Annotated in this window: 15 protein-coding genes; 10 read left to right on the forward strand and 5 right to left on the reverse strand. The window is 60.1% G+C overall.

Features of this window, described 5'->3' with window-relative positions; all coding sequences use genetic code 11:
- Positions 1–338: 338 nt before the first annotated feature.
- From OUZ30_RS01465 to OUZ30_RS01475, 3 genes are all read left to right on the forward strand, one after another.
- On the forward strand, positions 339–1,625 hold the full coding sequence (locus tag OUZ30_RS01465) for an FG-GAP repeat domain-containing protein (protein WP_266180384.1): 1,287 nt from the start codon (positions 339–341) through the stop codon (positions 1,623–1,625).
- A 774-nt stretch (positions 1,626–2,399) separates the two neighbouring features.
- Positions 2,400–5,684 (forward strand): protease pro-enzyme activation domain-containing protein, encoded by a 3,285-nt coding sequence (locus OUZ30_RS01470; RefSeq protein WP_266180385.1) that lies wholly within the window; start codon positions 2,400–2,402, stop codon positions 5,682–5,684.
- A 1,023-nt stretch (positions 5,685–6,707) separates the two neighbouring features.
- The gene (locus OUZ30_RS01475; protein ID WP_266180386.1) at positions 6,708–9,830 is read left to right on the forward strand and encodes a protease pro-enzyme activation domain-containing protein; all 3,123 of its coding nucleotides are present in this window, start codon (positions 6,708–6,710) and stop codon (positions 9,828–9,830) included.
- 578 nt (positions 9,831–10,408) lie between these two features.
- Here the strand turns inward: OUZ30_RS01475 and OUZ30_RS01480 are convergent.
- Entirely contained in the window at positions 10,409–11,128 is a 720-nt protein-coding gene (locus tag OUZ30_RS01480) for a response regulator transcription factor (protein WP_266180387.1), read from the reverse strand.
- Between the two features lie 365 nt (positions 11,129–11,493).
- On the reverse strand, positions 11,494–11,937 hold the full coding sequence (locus OUZ30_RS01485; protein WP_266180388.1) for a MarR family winged helix-turn-helix transcriptional regulator: 444 nt from the start codon (positions 11,935–11,937) through the stop codon (positions 11,494–11,496).
- 1,065 nt (positions 11,938–13,002) lie between these two features.
- On the opposite strand from OUZ30_RS01485, the gene OUZ30_RS01490 reads away from it, so the two are divergent.
- The gene (locus OUZ30_RS01490; RefSeq protein ID WP_266180389.1) at positions 13,003–16,197 is read left to right on the forward strand and encodes a protease pro-enzyme activation domain-containing protein; all 3,195 of its coding nucleotides are present in this window, start codon (positions 13,003–13,005) and stop codon (positions 16,195–16,197) included.
- A gap of 590 nt (positions 16,198–16,787) precedes the next feature.
- Positions 16,788–17,285 carry a hypothetical protein gene (locus OUZ30_RS01495; protein WP_266180390.1) on the forward strand — a complete coding sequence of 166 codons (498 nt, stop codon included), beginning with the start codon at positions 16,788–16,790 and terminating at the stop codon, positions 17,283–17,285.
- Positions 17,286–17,336: 51 nt separating this feature from the next.
- Here the strand turns inward: OUZ30_RS01495 and OUZ30_RS01500 are convergent, their stop codons facing one another.
- On the reverse strand, positions 17,337–17,999 hold the full coding sequence (locus OUZ30_RS01500; protein ID WP_266180391.1) for a glutathione S-transferase family protein: 663 nt from the start codon (positions 17,997–17,999) through the stop codon (positions 17,337–17,339).
- A gap of 584 nt (positions 18,000–18,583) precedes the next feature.
- Here OUZ30_RS01500 and OUZ30_RS01505 point away from each other — a divergent pair.
- The 3 genes from OUZ30_RS01505 (at position 18,584) to OUZ30_RS01515 (ending at position 20,527) form a co-directional block, all read left to right on the forward strand.
- On the forward strand, positions 18,584–18,829 hold the full coding sequence (locus OUZ30_RS01505) for a hypothetical protein (protein WP_266180392.1): 246 nt from the start codon (positions 18,584–18,586) through the stop codon (positions 18,827–18,829).
- 161 nt (positions 18,830–18,990) lie between these two features.
- Positions 18,991–19,326: a DUF5996 family protein gene (locus tag OUZ30_RS01510; RefSeq protein WP_266183073.1), complete on the forward strand. Its 336-nt coding sequence runs from the start codon at positions 18,991–18,993 to the stop codon at positions 19,324–19,326.
- Positions 19,327–19,483: 157 nt separating this feature from the next.
- Positions 19,484–20,527 (forward strand): Vgb family protein, encoded by a 1,044-nt coding sequence (locus OUZ30_RS01515; RefSeq protein ID WP_266180393.1) that lies wholly within the window; start codon positions 19,484–19,486, stop codon positions 20,525–20,527.
- A 171-nt stretch (positions 20,528–20,698) separates the two neighbouring features.
- Here OUZ30_RS01515 and OUZ30_RS01520 read toward each other — a convergent pair whose 3' ends face one another.
- Positions 20,699–21,382 carry a toll/interleukin-1 receptor domain-containing protein gene (locus OUZ30_RS01520; protein ID WP_266180394.1) on the reverse strand — a complete coding sequence of 228 codons (684 nt, stop codon included), beginning with the start codon at positions 21,380–21,382 and terminating at the stop codon, positions 20,699–20,701.
- A 19-nt stretch (positions 21,383–21,401) separates the two neighbouring features.
- Positions 21,402–22,268, reverse strand: coding sequence for a c-type heme family protein (locus OUZ30_RS01525; protein WP_266180395.1), 867 nt, complete (start codon positions 22,266–22,268; stop codon positions 21,402–21,404).
- Positions 22,269–22,645: 377 nt separating this feature from the next.
- Between OUZ30_RS01525 and OUZ30_RS01530 the strand changes: the two genes are divergently transcribed.
- A complete protein-coding gene (locus OUZ30_RS01530; RefSeq protein WP_266180396.1) occupies positions 22,646–23,644 on the forward strand; it encodes a GGDEF domain-containing protein in 999 nt (332 codons plus the stop codon).
- A gap of 352 nt (positions 23,645–23,996) precedes the next feature.
- Positions 23,997–24,263, forward strand: a complete 267-nt coding sequence (locus OUZ30_RS01535; protein WP_266180397.1) for a hypothetical protein — start codon at positions 23,997–23,999, stop codon at positions 24,261–24,263.
- Positions 24,264–24,302: the final 39 nt, after the last annotated feature.

Raw genomic sequence — 24,302 nt, forward strand, 5'->3', positions numbered from 1 at the left:
TAGCTCCAGGTATCATCGTCTAGCAATCCGTCTTTGGACCGGGAAGTCGCTGTGCCGCCAACCTCGGCGCCACCCATCGGTGGCATGCCTCGGGTCAGCTGCTCATCACATTTCTTCGCTCCGGCGTACTGACAACAAATAGATGGCCAGGCGAAAATACTTGCGAATCGTAAGGCGCACGCCTGGTTGCGGCTGCCTGGGGATATGCGTAGATTGCCGCCGTCAGCAAGATGCGGTAGGCAGCATCATCTACAGGGGAATTCACCGCGGCAATGGCGCAAGGGTCTAATTGGCTTCGTGCATTTTGCGCTTTGCTCCAACCGATCTAAGGGGGTGGTATGGTCAAGGAAGTCCTTGAGAGAGCCCTGCTGCTCTCCGTATGCCTGATGCTGTCGCCTGTCGCGCGTGCCTCTGACAGCGCTGGCGTAATTCCGTACATCGACATGCATCCGCGAGCCGAAACGGTGGCCGCGGCGGAACGCTCTTTCCCTGCGGCCCAAACATCGCTCTGTCTCGGCGAGGCATGCAGTGGTCCGTCGATAACAGCGGCTTCAATCCCACGGGCCCTGGCGGCCAGCACGCGGCCGTCGACGGCGACCTGTATCAATAGCAGCGGACAACACGCTGCGGTGCCTTACGACATCAACGGGGATTGCATATCCGATCTGTTGTGGATGAACGATGAGACGCATCAATTTGGTTGGTGGTTGCTCGACCCCATCTCATATCCCAATGGAACGATTACCACGCAAGTTTCGCAGCTCATTTCTGTATCGCCCGGTTACTGGATAGCTGCTACGGGTGATTTCAACAATGACGGCCTGGCCGATCTGATCTGGACCAGCAACAGTCGCGACCTCTACCTCTGGACCAGCCATGGTTCTGGGTTCGATCCCGCATACATTGGCACTTACCCTGCGGGCTGGACCTTGGTCGGCGCCGCCGACATCGACGGTGATGGCTACGACGATCTGATCTGGGAAAACCAAAGTGCCTGCGAATTCGGCTACTGGTTGATGAAAGGAACCCAGGTGGTAAATCGCACGACAATCTCCGTGACCTGTGGCTACCACATCGCTTTCATCGAGACCGCATTCGACTCACCCAATGGCACAACACCGGCGATCTACTGGCAAGGACAAGTCAGTCAGAGCGGCACGGCGCCTACCTATCTGTGGTTACCTCAGAACCAGACGCTGAATGCGTCATTCTTTGGATATCTATCCGGAAACTGGACATTCGTTGCCGGGCTGCTGCAGCGAAACAGCCTTGGTGCAATGGAGCCGCTGACTGTGTTTGACACCGTCGCCTCTGACACCAGCAATACATTGGTGTGGACGAGTAACTGGATCGTCGCGGGGGGTGGAGGCCAGCAATCCTTGATGCCCGGTTATCAGGTGGTCGCTGCTGGTCATTTCACCTACTCCGCGTGCAATTGCATGCCGAATAACCAAGAAATACTGTGGGCCAACAGCGCGGGCAAGCTCGATGTGTGGACCATAGACACTACCAATCCGCAAGGTAACCCGGTGATCTACAACTACCTGAAAGGCGAGGCATACTCCTTGCCTGACTTTCCTGCCGGCAGCGGTTGGCATGTCGTCAGGCCTGGCTTGCAAAATTAGTCTCGGGCGGGATGGCTAGGTGTCGCCTTGCGATCGGAAGCGACGTTTTCATTTCATTTAGGGTTTTAGAGGAGCCGGCGGCGCGGTGCGCGGTTGGCCCTCTCATGGGTCCGGGAGGATCGCGCCTGTGCCGGGGATGCCTGACTCCTTGGTGCTGTCGCCGCGTCCTTCAATGGTTCGGGCTGGCTGTTCGTCCGCCTCGTCTCCAGCGGTGCCAAGTACGTTGAAAGAACAGTTCCCGACTATCAGCGCCTGACGACGGCCAATCGGCCCCATCCCTCTTCGTCGGCCGCTGACCATCTCACGACGGGCTTGTTCTTTGTGCCCTGACGGGAATGGCACTTCCTATCGTCTGGGCAATCATTTTTGTTGCGGACCTCATTGTTGCAGATGAGGGCTGGGGCTTGGAGCGCCAGGATGGTCCGCTTCCGACAGCGATGACGCTGGATCTCTGCAAGGGCTATCGGTCCTTGCTGTGCCGACTTCAAATTGGACATCTAAAAGGCTGCGGACATTGGCGGCCGTACCAAACGGTGCTTTGAACAGGCGGTTTGGAGTGCATGCGCGCGCGCACGGAAAGATTTGGTGAGAGGTAGGGTATTTTTCGGTGCGTGGAAAAAATGTCTTCTCGCTATACCGTCTGGCGGCCCGGGCGCCGAAGAGGGGGTGCCCTCGCAAGACGTCACGGGAAGGCTTAGGTCAGCAGAAATGAGGGCGCAAGGCGTCCCGCCTGGCCATGGGTGGCGTCTCACATTATCCCTCGGGGAATATCTGATGCTTATTGAAAAACGGTATCGGCCATGGTGCGTAGCCCTGGCCATGACGCTGGGGAGCGTCGTGTCACCGGTGGGGTCTGCGGCGACACCACAAGCCACCAATGCCTATCCGGATTATCAGCCGGACAGTCCGCGAATCCACGCGGCGATCGACAACGGCAAGCTGGCGACCGTGCAGGGTAGCCGGCCGGCGCTGGCGGTAACCAAATACGACAAGGGTCCGCTGCCTTCTTCGCAGCTGATCCGCAACGTCACGCTGCTGCTGAAACGAAGCGATGACAAGCAGAAGCAAGCCGACGCCTACTCGGCCCAGTTGACCAATCCAAGCTCACCCTATTTCCATCACTGGCTCACGCCCACGCAGATCGGTCAGATGTTCGGACCCGCGCAGTCGGATATCGACAAGGTGACGCAATGGATCAAGTCGCAGGGCTTGACCGTCAATTCGGTATCGCCGACGGGAATGACCATTCACTTCTCCGGCACCGCCGGGGCACTGGGCAAGGCATTCCACACCAGCTTGCATAGCTACTCGGTCAACGGCGAGCAGCATTTCGCCAACGCTGGTGCGGAGCAGATTCCCGCTGCACTGCAGGCGGTGGTGCAGAATGCGGCTCCGTTGCACAACTTCTTCCCGAAGCCGCTCTATCACAATGTCGGACTGGTGAAGAAGGACAAGAAGAGCGGGCAGTGGAAGACCTTGGCCAAGGATGCATCCGCTCCGGACTTCACCGTGCCGCCCGGAACGAATTCCGGTACGGCGTATGACGTGGCACCGGCGGACTTCAATACGATCTACAACGTCAATCCGCTCTGGCAACAGGGCGCGCCGATTCGCGGTGCGGGACAGACGGTGGTCGTGCTTGAGCAGTCGGACGTGCTGCCGGCCGACATCCAGGCTTTCCGCCAGGCCTTCCTGCCAGCCAATGCCACCGGCACGGTGAGCTATATCCAGCCACTTCTTTATCCGGCGGATACCAGTTGCCCTGATCCGGGCGAGGTGTATCCGGACGAAGGCGAGGCGGCGCTGGATGCCGAATGGGCCGGCGCAGCCGCACCGGATGCCAACATCGTGGTGGCATCGTGCAGCGATCAGGGCGGAGCGACTTTTGGCCCGTTCCAGGCGGCGGAAAATATCACCCTTGGCACGGATAGCCGCTTTGCGGTGATGCCGGGAATTCTGAGCCTGAGCTACGGCGAGTGTGAGCCGGACGGCTTTGTGGATGGCATGGCCGGTCTCGCCGGCTTCCTCTGGCAAACAGCCTCGATGGAGGGCGTAACGGTATTCGTTTCGTCCGGTGACGCGGGTGCGGTGGCTTGCGATCAAGGCGCGGAGGTGTCCTTCCAGGGTGCGACGGTGAACGGCTTGGGCGCAACGCCGTACAACGTGGCGGTGGGCGGTACCGATTTCCATGATCGGGGGGAGGCGAGCAAGTACTGGACCTCGACCAACCTGTCCTTGAATTCGTCTGCCATCAGCTACGTGCCGGAGATGACCTGGAACGACTCGTGCGCGAGCAGCGTGATCTATCCCTTGCTCGGCTTTGGGAGCGGCGTAGAGTCCTGCAATAACCTTAGCCAGGCCCAGCAGAGGGCATTCTTGAATACCGGTGGCGGTGGCGGTGGTGCCAGCACGAACTGGTTCCAGCAGCCATGGCAAACAGGCATCTACGGCAGCAGCAACTACAACTTCCGCACCCTGCCGGATGTGTCGCTGTTTGCAGCCAATGGCTTGTTCGGTCACGCGCTGGTGTATTGCATGTCCGACCCGAACGTCGGTGGCACGCCTTGCGACTACAGCAACCCCGACGACGTGTACTACAACAGCGCCGGTGGCACGTCGTTCGCCGCACCTGCGATGGCGGGCGTGCAGGCGTTGATCAACCAGGCTGTGGGGCGGAACGGCAGTAACTATCTGCTGCCGGGCAGCGGCAACATCCTGCCGGCGTTCTATGCTCTTGCGGCCAAGGAATATGGCACCAATGGCTCGCCGAACACGGCGATGCTGGCTGCGTGCAATTCCTCCAACGGTGCATCGATCAACAGCGGTTGCGTGTTCAACGACATCACCGTGGGCGATATCGCCGAACCCTGCCTGGCCGGTTCCAGGGATTGCTATTCGGGCGCACAGGTGGAGAAGTTTGGTATTTCCAATGCCGGTGGCGTGACCACGCTGGCACCTGCCTGGATGACCAATGCGGGCTATGACAACGCTACGGGTCTGGGCAGCGTCAACGTGACCAACCTGGTGCATGCGGTGGCCAAGTTCTATCGGCCATTCCAGCACGGCTATGTGGCTCCGTACGACTTCATGTCCTCCTCCCATGGCGTTGGCGATGGATTCAGCGATATCGCGTTGGTGGATCCGGTCAAGGGCACCTTCACCTCGCTGGGCATGAAGGGCTCGGTGGTTGTGCAGACGGCGACTAAATCGGTTGCCGCCGGTTATGGTATCGGTGCTGTCGGCAATATTCTTGGCGGCAACGGTGTTGGCCAGTTGGCGTGGACTGGTTCGGACAACCGCCTGTATCTGTGGGACGGCGACGGCACCGGCGACTATTTTGGGATGTCGATCGGCAGTTCCTATGGCGCCGGATGGAAATTGATCGGCGCGGGTACGCCCGATGGCAGCAAGCAATCGCAACTGTTCTGGTTCAACGCGACGACGCACCAGTTCGGCTGGTGGAAGGTCGCCTACAATTGGACCACGTTCAAATATGAAGCCACGCTCTCGCCGATCACCACCGTGGCCGCGGGCTTTGTTCCGACCCTGGCCGATGTGAACGGCGATGGCTACGCCGATATCGTGTGGACCAGCACGATCGACAACAGCGTCTATGTGTGGATCAACGACCAGCAGGGCGGATTCGCCACGCACCGTATTGCCGATCATCCAGCTGGTTTCGTGTTGTTTGGTGCGGGTGATGTCAATGGCGATGGCAATACCGATCTGATCTGGACCAACCCTGCCAGCAATCAGATGGCGTGGTGGCAGATGAACGGTTTCACCGTGCAGTCGCAGCAGACTCGCAGCGTCGCTCCGGGCTATACCATGGCGGCCATTGCCGACTACGACGGCGATGGCCTGGCCGACATCCTGTGGGTGGGTACGGCCGGCGACGTCTACCAGTGGCAAAGCAATGGCAGCGGCTTCCAGTCGTTCAGGGTCGCAGACGCCGCGGGCAATCCGTTGGTGATCCCGGCGGGCACGCAGGTGCAGGCGAGCCGTCTGCAAGGCTCGGCGGCTGGTGGTCAGAACACCAGCGTTGGCTCGAGCCACTGATCTTGCTTCAGCGACATGTTTGAAGGGTGGCCGGGCAACCGGCCACTTTCATGTTGAAGATGGCGAGCAGGGCACACGCTTGTCGCGGTGGGCGAACTCCTGGACATCCGTGAACGCCAGTACGGGATATGGGCCGGCGTCATACTCATGCGGACTTCATTAGCGGAAGGGCACCCAGCGCCAGTACTTCCTGAGTCGGTAGCGCTCCCCGAGCCGTTGGCGACCCTCATCGCTTCGGCACCACTCCGCTGGAGAATCTCTGCATTCGCTCGACGTCCGCTTCCGACGGCGGCCTCAACCGGTCGATGCAACACGCCTGCTGCTTGCGCACCTGTCGATGTGTTGCATCGACCGGTTGAGGTCGCCACCTGACTGGACATGTTCGTCTCCGTGTAATGGGGGTGATTTGCAAGACAGCCAGGCGTACCTGGATCTCACGCACCGTCATGCCGCGCATACGGCGACTCCGGCACTCCTTAGCTTGCGCGGACTCATGGTGTCTCCGGGTCAGGTGGCGGTGTCCTGCCAATGGCCCGTTTACACAAAGTCCAGGACACGCCCAATGGCGGCCGGTCCCGATAGCCCAGGGAATCCTCTTTGTCCTCTCATCCTGCTTGGTGAGATTTGGTGAGTCGAGCGAATTAATTGCGGGTGACGGTGGACGGTCTGTTCGCATACCGTCGGGTGAGTCTGGCCATGTCATTGCTGCGTCATTGCAGCGTCATCGTGATATGGCCACGGGGGGAGAGAGCGGGGCAACAACGTCACCAGCACTGAGCCGCAATCCGCGGCCCGGCTAGAGCTGTTTTGGCTTAAAAATGGGGAGGGGATATGCATATCCGATGTCGAGAAGGAAAGAAGGCGTCTTGGGCGATATGCCTGGCGCTCACTGTCGTGGCGCCGCTTGGCGCTCAGGCGACCAATGCACAAGCAGGTGTCTCCCCGGGCCTTGCCCCGGATGCGGCCCGGATTACCAAGACGATCGATAACGCCCATCTGACTACCGTGGTGGGAAGTCGGTCGTTGAAAGCGCAGATCGCAACCGACCAGGGCACGTTGCCTGGCGGCAAGCTGATCCACAACATGACCTTGCTGCTAAAGCGTAGCCCGGACAAGCAGAGCCGCTTCGACGCCTACGTGAATCAGCTGAACAATCCTGGTTCGCCGAATTTCCACAAGTGGCTGACCGCCAAACAGATCGGAACCATGTTTGGCCCCGCCCAGTCGGACATCGGCCAGGTAACGGGCTGGCTGAGCGCGCAGGGCCTGAAGGTCGACAAGGTGTCGCCGACCGGCATGATGATCCACTTCTCCGGTACGGCTTCAACAGTGAGTCGTGCGTTCCACACGCAGATGCACAGCTTTGCGCTCAAGGGCGAAGCGCATTTCGCCAATACGGTCGAGCAGCAGATTCCCGAGGCGCTGTCGCCGGTGGTACAGGGCGTCGCTTCGCTGGACAACTTCTTCCCGAAGCCGCAGTACCACAATGTAGGCGTGGTCACCAAGGACAAGCACAGCGGCAAGTGGAGCCAGGTTTCCACGAGTCCGGAATTCACCGTGCCACCGGGTACGGCGGATAAGCAGACGGCCTATGACGTCGTCCCGGCGGACTTCAACAAGATCTATAACGTCGAGCCGCTGTGGAGCCAGCCCACGCCCATTCGTGGTGCGGGTCAGACGATCGCCGTGCTGGAGCGCACCGATGTGCAGCCGGCGGACATCAATACCTTTCGCCAGGCCTTTCTACCGGCGGATGCGCAGGGTGTCGTCAGCTATGTGAATCCAGTGGCCCAGATCGTCAATAATGGGGGCCTTCAGCCAGTCATCGACCCCACCTGCGCGGATCCCGGCCTGAATGGCGATGAAGGTGAGGCGGCCTTGGATGCCGAGTGGATTGGTGCAGCGGCACCCGATGCCAATATCGTGTTCGCCTCCTGCGATGACACCAATAGCCCGCAGTTCGGTCCGTTCACTGCGGCGATGAACCTGCTCGATAACCCGGATGTCCCGCCACCGTCGGTATTCAGCCTCAGCTACGGCGAATGCGAAGTCCTCAGCATCACGAATATCGTCAGCGAAGTTGGTTTGATTTGGCAGCAGGCCGCGGCCCAGGGTGTCACGGTCTATGTGTCATCAGGTGACGCGGGTTCGGCCGGCTGTGACCAGAATCAGCAAGCAGCGTCGTTCGGTATCAACGTCAACGCCATGTCCTCAACGCCATTCAATGTGTCAGTAGGCGGCACGGACTTCGACGACTATCACCAGACGAGCCAGTACTGGACTGCGACGAATCTGCCGGGTGGCCTGTCGGCAATCAGCTATATCCCCGAGCAGACCTGGAACGACTCCTGCGCCAGCAGCAAGCTGGATGCCGTACTCAAGCTAAGCGACCGCCTGACCGCATGCAATACCGCCGCAGGTCAACGCTTCCTCAATACGGCCGGTGGCAGCGGCGGCCCCAGCCTCTTCTATACGCAGCCCATCTGGCAGACGGGAATCTATGGTGCGCCCAGCAACGGGACGCGCATGCAGCCGGATCTGGCGTTGTTTGCGGCCAACGGTCTCTATGGGCACGCGCTGGTGTTCTGCATGTCGGATTCGAGCGTCGGTGGCACCACCTGTGACTACAGTAATCCGGACAACGTGTACTACAACAGCGCCGGCGGTACGTCCTTCGCGGCACCGGCAATGGCCGGTATCCAGGCGCTGATCAACCAGGCCGCGGGCCAGAGTCACGGCAACATCACGCCGGCGTTCTATGACATTGCGACCAAGGAATACGGCACCCGCACTTCGCCCAATGTCGCCAAGCTGAGCGCGTGCAATTCGTCCAACGGAGCGGCAATCGACAGCAGCTGCGTGTTCAATGACGTCACCCAGGGCGATATCGACGAGCCCTGTTATGCAGGAACGTCGGATTGCTACGTGGGCGCCGCGGGCAATCACTTCGGCGTGCTGAGCCACGGCGGCGATGTCAGTCTGGCGTCCGCATGGATGACCGGTGCCGGCTACGATTACGCCACTGGCCTGGGTACGGTCAATGCAGCCAATCTGGTCAAAGCGATGGTGGCATACGACCTGCCACGCAAGACTGGTTACGCCGCACCGGCGGACTTCCTGAGTCCCTATATTCCGGGTGTCGATGGTTACAGCGATATCGCCTTGGTCGATCCGGTTGCCGGCATTTTCACCGGCATCGCCATGAAGGGTAGCGTCGCCGAGCAGGTGACGTCGCAGTCGGTTGCCAAGGGCTACACGATCGGGGCCATCGGTGGTTTCTACCAGCACTGGGATGATCTCGCCGGTACTGCACCGAAGTTTGCCTTGACGGGATTCAACATGGCCAGCCTGGCCTGGACTGGACCGGACAATCAGCTGTATGTCTGGCTGTCTGACGGCGATGGCGGCAAGAACAGCTATATCACCCATCAGGTTGGCAGTCCTTACGCGGCCGGCTGGAGCCTGGTCGGGGCTGGTGATTTCGACGGCATCGGCAAGGATGAGCTGCTGTGGCGCAACAACGCTACCGGCCAGATTGAATGGTGGCAGCTGGATCTGACGCTGACATTCAGGTTGGGTGCCCGTCAGTACCACTGGGCCATGGAAACACCCGCGCCGCTGTCAGCTGCCTCGGGTTACGTGCCGACGGTCGCCGATGTTAACGGCGACGGTTACGCCGATATCGTCTGGACCAATCCGAACGACAACAGCGTCTACGTGTGGATCAACAATCAGGCGGGTGACTTTGTGCGTCAACGTGTCGCCGACCATCAGCCAGGCTTTGTCCTGTATGGCGCGGGCGACCTCAATGGCGATGGCAAGACCGATCTGATCTGGACCAATCCCAGCACGAATCAAATGAGCTGGTGGATCATGAACGGCTTCACCATCGTGGATAAGGAAATCCGTAGCGTCGCGCCGGGCTACACGATGTCTTCCATTGCCGACTACGACGGTGATGGTCTGGCCGACATTCTGTGGGTTGGTAAAGCCGGTGACGTCTATGAGTGGCAGAGCACCGGCAATGGCTTCCAGTCATTGCAGGTTACCGATGCCGCGGGTGCACCGCTGATCATCCCGGCAGGTGCGAAAGTGCAGGCCACCCGCCTGCAGGGATCGGCCACGGCTGGCTACACCATGCCGTAAGCAAGTCAGCCATGCATGCATGGCTGACAAGTTGTGTAGTACGCGTGAGGCCGGACAAGCATGTCCGGCCTCACGTCTTTTCTGCGACCCAAATTCCGATAGCGACCCAGGTGCAGTATTCGACGTCATGCGCTAGCCGCACACGCCCGCTGAAGACCAGCCAGGTATCGGCAATACACTGCCCTTTGCCTTTACGTTCGATCAGGCGCAGTTGCAATCATCGATGCATGACCTTAGCCGCGTGCCTGGTGTCTTCCCCGTGCACACCTAAACTGGACTTCGCTGTCGATCGGATCGGTGCTGCGACCTGAAATGATGTCGGTCGTCCGACCCGTAGCAGACGTCGCGCCTTGCCGTAGCAGACATCACGCGTTGATGGGCACTCATGCGATGGGGGCGCCTCCATCAGGCTATTGATCTTAGCCACCGAGACCCCGTTCCATCACCGATGGAGTATTGTCCGCGCCTTCGCCAGATCCTCATGGATTGGAGGGGGCTTGAGATGCATGGCGGGCGATAACGACGAAGAATGATTCCCCAAGCGCGCTAGCGATGAGGAAAGATGCCGGATGTCACGGTCAAATCGCCAGTACGAATCCCGTTCCATGCACAACATCGAGTGGGAGCGGTATGCCCAGATTGGCCAGTACTTTTCGGCGCAGGCGATAAATCACCGCATCAAGTCGATGAGGGTCAAAACCAGTCACGTCGTCCGTCAATGCGGCAATGAGGGACTCTCGTAAAACAACTTCGATGGGCTGCTTCATGAGGGCGTGTAGAAGGCGTCGTTCTGCACTGCTCAACCTCACCTTGCCGCTGGCTGGCGATATCAGAAACCATGCGTCGGAGCTCAGGCGCCACGTCGCTCCGTCGATCCGCGTCGGCGGCATCAATCGGCGAGCGACGCTTTGAAGGGTTGCGACAAGCACTTCGATTTCGACCGGCTTGGAGAGATACGCGTCAGCTCCTTCGGTCAGGCCTCGTACTAAATCCGAACTCTGCGAACGTCCGGTCAGGATGACGATGCCGATGCCAGAGTGTTCCGCGCGCAACGATCGAGCGACATCAAAGCCGTTTCCGTCGGGCAATCCTACATCCAAGAGAATGATGTCGGGCATTCGCTTGTCCATGGCCTCGTGCATTTCCTTGACGCGGCCGGCCGTTATCACCTCGAAGCCAAATCGACGAAGCTTAGGCACCAACACCCTATCCCGAAGCAGTGCATCGTCCTCCAGGAGCAGGATGCACAGCGATGCAGCCTGATCACTCAACTCAAGCGAGTTGGACGACAGCGACACGACTCGTCTCCATCAAATGAAATGCCCAACAAAGAAAACCAGCAACGCTGGAAAGAATCCCATCGATGGGCGGAACGCGCACGGTTGAACCTTGCCCGACTGAAACGGGTTCACCCCGAAAGGCTGTGTCGTCGACACGGCACGCGATGCCCGCAACATGGTGGCCGGCTTTGGCCAGGCGCTCTGAGAGTGCGCGGCCTGTTCCACTGGATTCGCCTGCGATGAGAAAACCTCGTTGAGACATGAGTGGACCGGGAGCTCCTCAATAGAGCTGATGAAAGGACGATTTCGCCCATGAAGCGCGATGGCGATGCGCTCCAGGCATGACGCTGGTAGGTGAGTGGGAAGCGTCTTGTGAGTAGGCGCTACTCGCTATCGCCAATGAATTTGCCTAGCAGCCGGCGCAACTCATCGAATTCGTCCTTGCTGAAGTTCTTCACGCGTGCGTTGAGAACCTGCGGTGCGATCTGCGGAAGCTGCGTGGTCACGGCTTCACCTCTGGCTGTCATCTCGAGGTTGATCACACGCCGATCGTCGACGCTGCGAACCCGTTTTAGCAGTTTTTTGTCTTCGAGCTTGTCCAGCATGCGCGTCATTAGACCGGTATCGATGCCTAGCACCTTTGACAGTTCAAAAGGCGTTGTCGCCACGCCGCTCTTCAGCGAAAGCAGGATGCCCATGTGTTGACTGGTGATCTCCAGATCCCTGAGGGCGGCGTCCATCTCGGCGATGATCATGTTGCGCGCTTTGTTCAACAGGAATCCGACACTTCTGGTGAGCGCGAAGTTTTTGCTGGTGTAGTGGTTCATCACGGCATGCTCGATATCTTTGAATGCCGGCTCTTGGCGACAAGTGGTCGACGTTATCTGATTAACGAATATCTGAAAAGACAGATAAATGCAATGCCTTGGTGATCGGGGTTGTGATCATGAAATGGGTGGGAACGTGTTTCAGGCCCATGATGTCCGGCATCGCAAGAAGTCGATATGGCGTACGCGGCTATCGCGCGATCGGTGAATGAGGTGGCGGAGCTCGATCACGAGATCGTCCTTGTCGCCCAAACTGGCTATGTTTTCTTCAGCAGGATATGTAGGCCTTCGAACGACGGAGCCCACTGCGTGGTCAGTGCACGGCCGCGATTCTCGGGGCCTTCGTCAGGTAGCCGACAAACTCCGGCTTCAAATGGTGACAGCGTCTCATCTCCGCTTTCTTATCTTCTTGCGCTATCGATCGATGATCCCATACGCAGCGCTGACTGGGTGCCTCGCAGACTCGCGAAACGTCTGCTTCACGCCGTGAGAATTTCGTGGAAATTCGGCCAATTTGCTGTGTGTGACGGACCGAAGTATTGGGGCTAAGCTCGGTCCGCTGTTGGTCGCCTATGCCTGAAATGTTGGCCTCATCAGTACGGTCTTGTTGTCGTCGAGATGACGTACCTCGGGGGAGGTCGCATGCGATTCAGCACACGGTCAAGAACGTCGTTGGAAAAAGCGGCGATCTCAGCCGGGCGGCTGCGTGCCCTACCGCGTCTTCGTATTTCGCAGCGATTCCAGCCAGGCGATTCAAAGAGAGGCATGTCGGAAGTAGACGTCGCGAGGCGCCACATCATTCGCCATTCGCCATGGTTACCTGACCTGTCGTTGCACAACAGAAATCGCGATGGTTTCTGGCTTTAAACGCAAATGTTGAACGCGCTGGTTAGCGTGCATTGAAGCAAAGCGGCGGCGTAGCAAAGTCGAATGCCTGGCAGCGGGGAGCTGGCGGGTAGACGTGCAAGTGTGGATACAGAAGGGCGAAAGAACTCTCTTACCATTTCGCAAAGAAGGGGTGGAACAATGAATAAAAGATCGACTTGGCCCTTAAGGGTCAGCGTCATGGCGGCTGCCTTTTTGGCAGCCGGCGTTCACGCGCAGGCGAATGGCGATGCTGAAGCACCGCGCATCGATGCATCAAAAATTGCCAACGGGGGCTCAACCACCCTGAAGGGAACGGTTCCGCTGCATGTGCTGACCAGCACCGACTCCGGCGCCAAGCGGTCGACGGACGAAATACCGGCGATGACGCTGATCCTGAAGCGTAGCGCCAATAAACAGAAGCAGCTCGAGGGCTATCTGGGCTCGCTGAACAATCCAGCGTCGCCGAACTACCACCAGTGGCTGACTCCAAGCCAGCTTGGGCAGATGTTCGGGCCCAATGACAAGGACATGGAGACCGTCAAGAAGTGGTTGTCTTCGCAGGGCCTTGCGGTCAAGTGGGTGTCGCCCAGCAAGACCATGATCCGCTTCTCCGGCTCGGTTGGCGCAGTCCAGACGGCCTTCCATACCCAGATCCATCAATACACCGCCGATGGCAAGCTGTACTACGCCAACGCCACGGAACAGCACGTGCCCAGCGCCCTGACGCCAGTCGTCGCCGGCGTGGCGTCGTTGAGCAACTTCTTCCCCAAGCCATTGGTTACGAAGTCCCAGCCGGTCAAGCGCAATGCCAAGGGCCAGTGGGAACCCGTCGGTGGCGTATCCTCGAACTTCAATTTCTCCATTAACGGCAACGTCTTCTACGACGTCGTTCCGGCCGACTTGAACACCATCTACAACGTCAATCCGTTGTGGAAGCAAAGCACGCCCATCCGCGGCGCCGGGCAGACGGTGGCCGTGCTCGAGCATACCGACGTGCTCAATGCCGACGTCGCGACGTTCCGTTCGACCTTCATGCCCTCCGACGCCAAGGGTGTGTTCTCGCAGCTTCACCCGCTGGCATTTGCCGGCGATACCAGTTGTGCGGACCCTGGGACCGGTCCGGATGAAGGCGAAGCGGCTCTCGATTCCGAGTGGGCCGGTGCAGCTGCTCCCGATGCCAACGTGGTACTGGCCTCTTGCGCAGATAGCGGTAGCGAATTCGGTGCCTTCATCGCCGCGCAAAATTTGTTGTTGCAGCCCACGCCACCGGCGATCCTGAGCCTGAGCTACGGCGAATGCGAGCTTGTCAGCGCCGCGGTAGGCGACACCAATGAAGCCATCAACCTGTGGGAGATGGCCGCGGCCGAAGGTGTCACCGTATTCGTGTCCTCCGCCGATGCCGGCTCGGCCGGCTGCGATCAGAACTTGTCCGCGTCTACCTTCGGCATTGCGGTCAATGGCCTGGGTAGCTCGACTTATAACGTATCGGTCGGCGGTACCGACTTCGACGACCTGAAGAACCAGAGCAAGTATTGGGCGCCAGGTAATGGTGCGCTTGGGGCAAGTGCACTGAGCTACATTCCAGAGCAACCCTGGAACGACTCTTGCGCCAGTAGCAAGCTCTATCCGTTGCTGGGCTATTCCGATCCCGTGACGTCGTGCAACTCGTCGAACGGCTTCAACTTCCTCACCACGGCGGGTGGCAGTGGCGGCCCGAGCTATCTTTGGGCGCAGCCACCCTGGCAGACCGGTGTAGCGGGTATGCCGCAGACCACCTCGCGCAGTCTTCCTGACGTCTCGCTATTCGCCGCCAACGGCCTCTATGGCCATGCGTTGATCTTTTGCATGTCGGATGCCTCGGAAGGCGGCACCAACTGCAATTACCTCGATCCCGTGGCGACAATCTTCAACAGCGCGGGCGGCACCTCCTTCGCCGCGCCGACCATGGCGGGCATCCAGGCATTGATCAACCAGAACGCCGGCACGACGCATGGCAACATTGGGCCGATGTTGTATGACCTGGCCCGCAAGCAATACGGCAGTGTTGCTTCGCCCGCGCCCCCCTGCAGTACCAACAGCGCCAACGCTAACTGCATCTTCCACGACGTGACAGTAGGCGACAATGACGTGCCTTGCGTTGCGGGTACCGCGGATTGCTTTACCAAGGGTCAGGACTTCTTCGGCGTGGTAAGCAACGGCGGTGCGGACTCCCTCGATCCAGCATGGAAGGCTGGCGCGGGTTACGACTACGCCACCGGCCTGGGCTCGGTCAATGTGCAGAAGCTGGCGAATGCCGTTGCCGCAATGGATGCACGTCGCAATATTCCGCGCACATGGGATCTCGTCGGTTTCGGGAACGTAAGCGGCAATGCTCCGATCGCCCCCGGCGAAGAAGCCGTGCCACTCGATGGGCATAGCACCATCCTGTTGATCAAGACCAGCACGGGCGACGCGTCCATGCTGCTCATGAATGGCGGAACGATTACCGATAACGAATCGTTCAACAGAGTGTTCCATCCTGGCGACCAGGTGAAGTCGGTTCCCATCGACCTGTTTAACGGCGGCGTCCTGGTGGGCCAGACCGTGATGGAAACCGATAACCCGACCACCAACACCCCGTCGCTCTTTGTCTACAGCTGGGGAGAAGTGACCTTCAACCTCCCGAACTACCCGGCAGGGTGGACGCTGGTGGGTTCGGGTGTCGTCGACAGCAGTGGCGTGTCCAAGGAAATCTGGCGTAATGATGCCAGTGGCCAGCTCGGCTTCTGGACGATCAACTGCTCCGGTAGCATCTTTTTTGGCAAGCTTTGGGACATGAATTGCACTCGTACGGTCGACGGCACCATGGCCGCGGCAAGCGGCTACACGCCACGCCTGGCTGATTTGAACGGCGATGGTTACGTCGACATCGTGTGGACGGGTCCGAAGAACGACATCTACTACTGGATCAACGACGGTACCGGCAATTTCACCAAGACCTATGGTGGTACGTTCACGGCTGGCTGGACCCTGGAAGGCGTTGGCGAGATCGTCGGTAGCGGCAATACCGACCTGATCTGGTCCAACGCATCCACGAACCAGGTAGGTTGGTGGATCATGAACGGCACGACTGTGGTTGACCGCGAGGTCCGTAACGTAGCGAGCGGCTACAGCATCGCTTCCATCGAAGACTTCGATGGCGATGGTCTGGCGGATATCCTGTGGACCAACGCCAAGGGCGACGCCTATGTCTGGCAGGGCCTCGGCGGTTCTTTCATCTCGCAGCACGTCGCGGATGGCCAGGGCAACGTCTACACCATCCCGGATGGCTATGTCGTGCAGAAGAATCGCGTGCAGGGTGTCAAGGCGGTAGCGCCTATCAATGGCCCAGCGGTGGCGATCACCAAGCACTAAGTAAGTGAGCAGACTGAACCGGCGCTCGTCGAGCGCCGGTTCAGAATTCACGATGGAAAGACAGGGCACCAGAGCGGCGATGAAACCGATCGCTGAAAGCGTGACCGCCGCGCTGCGCGCAGTTAGTTCGCCACTTCCTGCAGGTCGGCTTTGATTGGTTTCAGGCGCTCAGCGTTCCGGCTCCAGTGAGGGGTCGAACAGCTCGTAGAAAGTCCGGGCGGCCGCGCATTGGCGCTGCACATCTCCAACTCTTCATAAGCCCCATGAAAAAAAGTAGGCGCGTGGTTTGCACTCCCTCCGCGCCAAGCTGAGTTGTGCCAAAAAGTAGAGATGGGCCCTCGGCCGTCTCGCACACTCGGGCTGGGCTTGAACATCTCCGGCCGTAACGCGGGCGTGATCCCGGGAAGGGTCCTTGGCCACGGATACCCAACATTGCCGCAGCTTCCCATGGCATTGCTCCGGGGATCCCAGGGGCTGGATGTCGGCGTGCCCCAGTGGCAGTCCACTACACGACATCCGATGACTTCTGACCGATTTATTTTGTCTTGAGGGCGGCCTTAGGCTGGACATAGCCACAGAGGGGCGGTGCCATGCGCCTGATTACCATGGGTTGCGGTTTGTGCCTGTTCGCCGGCAGTGCCTTCGCCGCAGCCGATGAACCGTTTCGTGAGTTTGCCGATCTGCCGGGGCAATGGACGTGCCATGGCGTATTTCCCGCCAGCGGCAAGAGCATCGACTCCATCCTTCGCTTCGAAAGCGATTTGGCCGGGAACGCTTTGGTCAAACATCACGACGACACGTCGCCTCCTGCTGCGTACCACGCAATGGAAGCATGGCGCTACGACGCCAAATCGGGGCGCTATAACGCGGTCGTTCTCGACAGCCTTGGCGGCACGCGAATTTTCGTGACGGAGGGTTGGCGCGACAATCGACTGGCTTGGACCTCCGCGCCCGAGGTGAAACCCTCACAGCGTTTCATTTACACCCGAATGCCGCAGAACCACCTCCGGGTCGATTGGGAAGTGGAGCGGGATGGCAAGCTGATCATCGGCGATACGCTCGACTGCGAGCGACAACGGCCCAGCTAAGGCCGGGCAGCGCTAAATGACACCCGGCTTGAGTTGGAGGAACCGGGACAGTCAGCTTTTGACGTCGGCTTTGCTTAGGTCTGCTGCAGCAAAATGCGCCAACTGGTCTGAGTGTGCCTTCACGAAAGACGGGCGGGCCGTGGCGCGCGCGACATAGTCACGACAAGCGGGATGTGCCGCCAATCCGTCGAACCGATCGACAAGGCGAAGCACATCCACCATGCCTATGTCGGCGACAGAGAAGGTTCCGGCCAGCCACTCGCGCCCCGCCAAGACCGGCTCCAGATGCTTGAGCCGGGCCTTGAGGAAGTCATCCAAACGCTTCCATTCCAGCGTTTCACGGGCGTAACCAGAGAACGCAAAGATGGACCAGGGCAGGCTCGCCATCTCAACTGAATTGAGCGCCGCGAATAGCCATTCGATAGCCAGGCTGCGACCGCGCGAGTCGGCAGGCATCAGCGCATCACTACGATTGCCCAAATGAAGCAGGATCGCACCGCTCTCGAAGATCGAGATGTCTCCATCGGTCAACCAGGGCACTTGGCCGAAAGGTTGGTGCGCGAAGTGCTCAGCATTCCGGGCGGCAAATGGCACGCTCTCGACCCGATAAGGCAGCCCGCCTTCTTCCAGTGCCCAACGCACACGTAGGTCACGAACATAGCCTCGCGGCGTCTCGGGAACCCAATCGAAGGTGGTGAGGATCAAGTCGACCATTCGGGATCTCCATTTGTAGTCGGCTTCGCTGACCATTGACCGCGCACGGGGCAAGCGATACGGCAGGGGTAATGGAGGGGTCAAGCGATACCAAAACATATTACGATGTTTGGGTGAATATCGGCTTTCGACCCGATATAGGTATTCCGCCCCGTTTTCAGTGACCCTGTCACGGCGGCCACCTAGTTGGCCGCGATGGCGGGGCTGTATCAAAGCTGTCGCGGTGGATTCTCAATGGGAGACATGCAACGCATTCCATCGTCTCTGTTGGCGACGTTGGAGAGCGGCGGCCCAGGCTCGATGTGCAGGGATAGGCACAAGTGCACGGTATACCCGAAGGCATTCGCCCGCCGACATGCCGACATGCCGACCTTCGGCGGAGCGATAACATTGCGATCGCGCGTGATGTCGAGCAAGCTGACGGATGTCAGCATTCGAACCATGGCGGACCTTGGCCAGTGCTGGTTCCTGGCGTGCTGAAGTGCTGGAATCCCAGCGCGAATGAGATGGCGGAGAAGTCATGGGTATCCATGGGCTTCCTTCGCTTCGAGCTACGGCCTTTTACTCGATTCTGGAGATGAAAAATGCCAGCGCCAATCACTCTCAGCTTTGCCCGTGATATTCGCCCCATGTTCACCAGCATGGACGTTGACCATATGAAAAAGAGCATGGACCTCAGTGACCGCGACAGCGTGTTCCGGAACGCGAAAGCCATCTATGAATCGGTGTCCAGTGGTCATATGCCGCCAGCGTCGAGCGGTGAGCCACGCTGGACACAGGAGATGTGTGCGAGGTTCAAGGATTGGCAAGAGCAAGGTGGAGAGCCGTAAGGTGCCGTGGCTGTCCATCGGGTGGAGCTGTGCAATAACTGCGCTCGGCGATTCTTCTCCGTAACGTTCAAATCGACTTCTCGCACCTGCAGATGAGGACGCTGCCATGCCTGTCCGGAGCGATATCCTTCTCGACCCATGGCCCCTTCTTTCCTACCCGGATGTTGCCGGCACCCGGTATTTGCTCCACATGGGTCTGCAGGCTGTCGGCAAGGCTCATCGAGATGGGATGGTGGACTGGCAATACCGCTTACCCCAGGCCGGCGTTCTATTCTTTTAGCTATCCGCAGCCTGCGGGAATCGAAGACGAAAGAATCAGCCCTTCAAGCGCGCGCTGGGATCCCGCCATGGGCGAGTTCATCTTCGATGATGACGAGCTGCCCAAATCGAAAGACCCTGATGGTGTTCTGCTGTCGTTTTTCCGATCTGCCTTCAATGCCTCAGCTGAGCGTGCGGGCTGGGATCCGAAGCTCATGGGGAGCGGAAGGCCTGATTAGCTGATTTCCAGGCCCTATGCTGCTCGGCCGCCTTGTCGGGACAAAAGCCACCACCGCTAGTCACGGTGTTCGCCAAGCCCATCTCATGGTGCAAATAAGTGCCAAGATAAAGCGGCCTGCAGGCTTGGAAACTTGTCCCGAGAGAAGGGAGGTGGCCGTGCTGAAAATCGCCAGAGCCAACGTTGTCACGGCGGTACACAGGATGCTCGAATCCTGGCGGGTACCGTTTTTAGCGGTGGCCCTGTTGAGTGGCCTGCCCGCGCCGGGTTCGGCACAGGTGCAACCTCAAACCTTCGCATCGTTCGCCGTCCCCGCCGGCAGCGCTCCGCACGACGTCGCGCCTGCACCTGACGGTACTGTGTGGTACACCGCACAGGCGCGGGGTGCAGTCGGGCGGCTGGACCCGCGCAGTGGCAAGGTCGACTGGGTTCCGCTTGGCAACGCCTCGGCGCCACACGGCGTCATCGTCGGTCCGGATCAGGCTGCCTGGATTACTGACGGCGGCCAGAACGCGATCGTGCGAGTCGACCCCAGCACACTCGCCGTCACGCGTTTCCCGCTGCCAAAGGAGCGGTCGAACGCCAATCTCAACACAGCCGTCTTCGACAAACGGGGGCACCTGTGGTTTACCGGGCAAAACGGTATCTACGGCGAACTCGATCCGGTGAGCAGCAGGATGCGCGTTTTTGATGCGCCGCGCGGACGCGGGCCCTATGGCATCTGCGTGACCCCCGACGGAAGCCTCTACTACGCGTCACTGGCTGGCAGCTATATCGGCCACATCGACCCCGCAAGCGGCACAGCGCAGGTCATCGATCCGCCGACTCCCAACCAGGGCGCACGCCGTATATGGTCCGACTCGAAAGGGCGCGTCTGGGTCAGCGAGTGGACCGCAGGAAAAGTCGGCATGTTCAATCCGGCTACGCATCAATGGCGTGAATGGCCATTGCCCGGACACGATCCGCACGCGTACGCGATCTTCGTCGACGACCAGGACATCGTCTGGCTGAGTGAATGGAGCGCCAACGCGCTGGTGCGCTTCGACCCCCGAACTGAGCGATTCGATGTATTGACGCTGCCGCGCCCAAACTCAAACGTCCGTCAGATGATGGGACGCCGCGGGGAGGTCTGGCTGTCCGCATCGGGCACCGATCATCTGCTTCTCTACCGAACGCGCGCACCAGAAGCCGGCAGCAAGTGACGGAGCCACGTGGTGACGCGCGTTTGCCATGCGCAGCGATGCAGGCCGCTTCGTTGAGGCCCTTGCATGAGCTGGTGCCTGTTTGTAGTTAACTCGCGATGCGCCTGAGACAGGCTCATGCCCACACACGGCGTTGCGGGCTTTCGTTGGTCGTGGGTAGCCACCCGTCGTCTATTTGCCCTTGCCGATCCGCCAGCAGGCTTCAAGGAAAATTCGTCGTTCCTGCTCGCCGTCAATTTCCGGTGCGAGGCGCCGCGCAAGGGTATCCAGGTCGCCGCCGCCCTGCGTGGCCCGACGTACCAGGTGTCCGGCCACGGGCCCGATGCGCTTGGCGAGTTCAACCTCTAGCAGGCGCAGGTGGGCCGCATCGACGCCGCCGGCCGCATGGACGCTATCGCCCGGCCCGGTGTCCTGCGATGGCCGATGTGCGGCGGGGATGTCGTGGGCGGTGTACCCGCCGAGGGCTGTATCGAGGTAATCGCACAGGCGAGTGATGTGCGGTTCGAGTGGTGGCGGGAACGCATCCATCCAGTGTTGTGCACTGAGGAAGTACTCCAGGCTCTTCGATGGCAGCACATCCTCGATCCGAAACGGCAGGATCGGCAACTGCTTGTGCACAGCCCGTTCCACTTCGCGCCGCACTTGGCCCGAGTCGTTGCTGCTGCCGGAGAAAACCAGCACCATCAGCCGCGCACTGGAAATCGCATCGATGATTTCAGCCGCCCAGTCGGCTGCCGGGGATACGTCGCGCGGCGCGATCCATACGCTGATGCCGCGCGCTTCCAGGCGCTGCACGAGCGCGAATGCAGCCTCCCGATCCGGCTGCGAATAGCTGACGAACAGGTCGTGTGCCATGGCACCCTCGCGGAATACATCAGAGCATCCCCAGCATCTGCAGCGCCTTGTCCAGGCTCTTGCGCATGCGGTTAAAGGCGGCCGACAACGCCGCCACCTCAGGCCCTCCGCCACGTGGGAACTCCGCGGCGGCGGTATCACCGAGGCTCACCTGGTCGGCTATCCGTGCAATCCGGCGCACCGGGCGGATGACCAACATATAGAGCGAGACGTTGACGACCACCAGTACGCTGACAAGCATCGCCGCGATGGCGGTCAGCACGTCGCGGCGGACGCGTCCGGCGTTCGACTCGGCACTGGCCAACGGCACCGAGATGACTTGCGCGCCGACGACCTCGTTGGGCTGCCAGCCAAAACCATTGTCGCTCCCATAGCGTGCGAGCATCGTTGCCGGTGCCGCCGAAGGCAGGCTGTGACAACCCAGGCAGCCGGCATCGACGCGGATCGGGCGTGCCAGGTAAAGGGTTTTGCCCATCGGGGTGTCGCGTGTTCCGCTCACTTCCCTGCTGCTGCTGTCGTTGCGGAAGCGCTGCACGATGTCGGCCTCCCAGTCCGTCGCGCGGTCGCGTGGATTGGTCGGGTTGAGCGTGGCTTCCTTGTAGGAGTAGTCGGGGTGCTCTTTGTGCAGCGTGAGGAAATTCTGCGTCGCGGCATAGAACGGCACGCTCTGCGGGCGGAACGCGCTGACCATCTTGTCGTCGAGTAACGGCCCGATCTCAGTCTCGGTGTAGGAGCGAATCGCCGCAGCGCTATCCAACATCAAGCCGGCCTGGGCGAGCACCTCGCGCGTCGCGTTGTCCTGCAGCGTCGATGTCACGACCAGGGAGATCGCGACCATGCCAAGCGCGAATGCGACAAGCAGTATCAGGTTGATCCGCAGCAGCATGCTCGACCCCCTTGCCGGAGCACAGGCCCACCGACCCGGCCCCAGCAGTGTTCATGGCTGTTGGAACTTCGCTGGCGCCCTGGAGACGCGCCACTCATGCCACCTCGAGAAATCATGACACAAAGCGCCAGGCCGGGGACCTGCCCGGTCGATGGGGGCCTGGTCGATGGGCGATTTGGAGGGAAGTGCCTGCGCAGCTTTGCCCGCCTCTCAGCCGGCATGCGCTCGCCGGCGTGCATCCCCGCGTTGCAACATTCGTCGCTGCAAGCTGAAATGGGACAACTCGCCTCGATGGCCGTCTTCATCCATTTCCATTCCAGCCGAAAACCCTTGTGATTATGCAAACGCCACAGCTAAACGCTCCTGCCGCCGCCTTCATGGGCAGGCTGGCAGATTCGGTGACTCATGCGCGCACTCTCGAAGAGTTGGTGCGGCCGCTGCTGGAACTGCTCCAGACCGTGACTGGACTTGAATCCACCTACCTGACCACGATCGATCAGGAAGCGGGCTTTCAATACATCCTGTTTGCGCGCAACACGCGCCGGCTCGAGATTCCCGAGGGATTGTCCGTGCCGTGGGAGGGCACCTTGTGCAAGCGTGCCCTGGAGGAGGGCCTGCCCTATACCGATGACGTCGCCCATTGTTGGGCGGATTCCGCGCCGGCACGGGCACTCGGAATTGCGACCTATGCGAGCACCGCCGTACGCACGGATGACGGCACGCTCTACGGCACGCTTTGTGCTGCCAGCGGGGAGCGCCAGCCGTTGGCCGAGGGCGCCGAGCAGGTCCTGCAGATGTTTTCACGATTGATCGCCCAGCAGGTCGAGCGCGAACGACTGGTGCAGGCGTTGCGACAGGCGAATGACGTGCTGGCGATCAGTGCGCTCGTGGACACCACGACCCAGCTGCCCAATCGACGTGCACTGATGGATGAGATGAATCACCGCCTCGCGTCGCTAGTACCCGACCAGCAGGCGCTTGTGGTGGCCTTCATTGACCTTGACCAGTTCAAGGCGATCAATGACAAGTACGGACATGACACGGGTGATCGCTTTCTGGTTGCCATTGGTGGCCGACTTCAGGGCGCACTTCGCGCAGGTGACTTTGCCGCCCGTCTTGGTGGCGACGAATTCGTGGTGCTCGCCACCTCGTCCCGTGCTGATGCGACTGGCGCGGTCCATGCGCTGCGAACCCGACTTGAGGTCGCCACTACCGGCCGATTCCATTTGAAAGATCTGACGATCGACTATGGCGGGCCGAGCATTGGTGTCATCGTCGCAGCACCGGAATGGCGCGATCCTGAAGCGTTGCTTTCCGAGGCCGATGCTGCAATGTACGCCGCCAAGCGCACACGCAAGAACACATTCCGTCACTGACACATGCGGGAAGAGTCGTTGCCGACCCATGGCAGACAAGCGCAAGGGGGGCAAACACGCTTTGGTTAGGGGCGCTGTGTACGAAGCGAAAGCGCCTCTGGATTGCCTTCCCGGCTATCCCCTGGGGAAGCCTTGGCTGAGGTCGGACCTTGTCCCCAAAGATGCCCCGAAACGTCAGGGGCAACCTCTGCCCCATGCCCTTGCCGCGATTCCATGAGGTCAACGGACGGCCATTTGGCGGCTTGGACAGGGCGATACTCCCCGACGGCTTGAAGAGTTGCCATACTGCGCACCGGGGACTCTAGGCGTTGTCTGCTCTTTTGGCGGGCGGACACGGGGACAAGGGGGGGATATGGGGCTTTGGTCAGGCTTGGCCGTCGGGCAGGGATTTCCGCGTCCCGAAGGAACTGCCAGCTTCGAGCTTTATGGCGTCGTCTCCGCCTGCGACTCAGGCTCGGCGCTTTCAAAGGCCATTGATCTCGCCACACGGCACTGGCCGGAAATCGCGCAAGGCAATCAAACCTCCGCTTCCGAGGCCGTGATCCATGCCGGGGGGATCAACGAGGTTGCCTTGGTACCGGGAATGGAGGTCGACTTCGTCGACGTCTCTTGGACCTAGATGCCCTGTCCACACCCCAAAGTGGACAGATGCTTGGCT

Origin of the sequence: Dyella humicola (genome assembly GCF_026283945.1) — a bacterium.
Classification (GTDB): Bacteria; Pseudomonadota; Gammaproteobacteria; order Xanthomonadales; family Rhodanobacteraceae; genus Dyella; species Dyella humicola.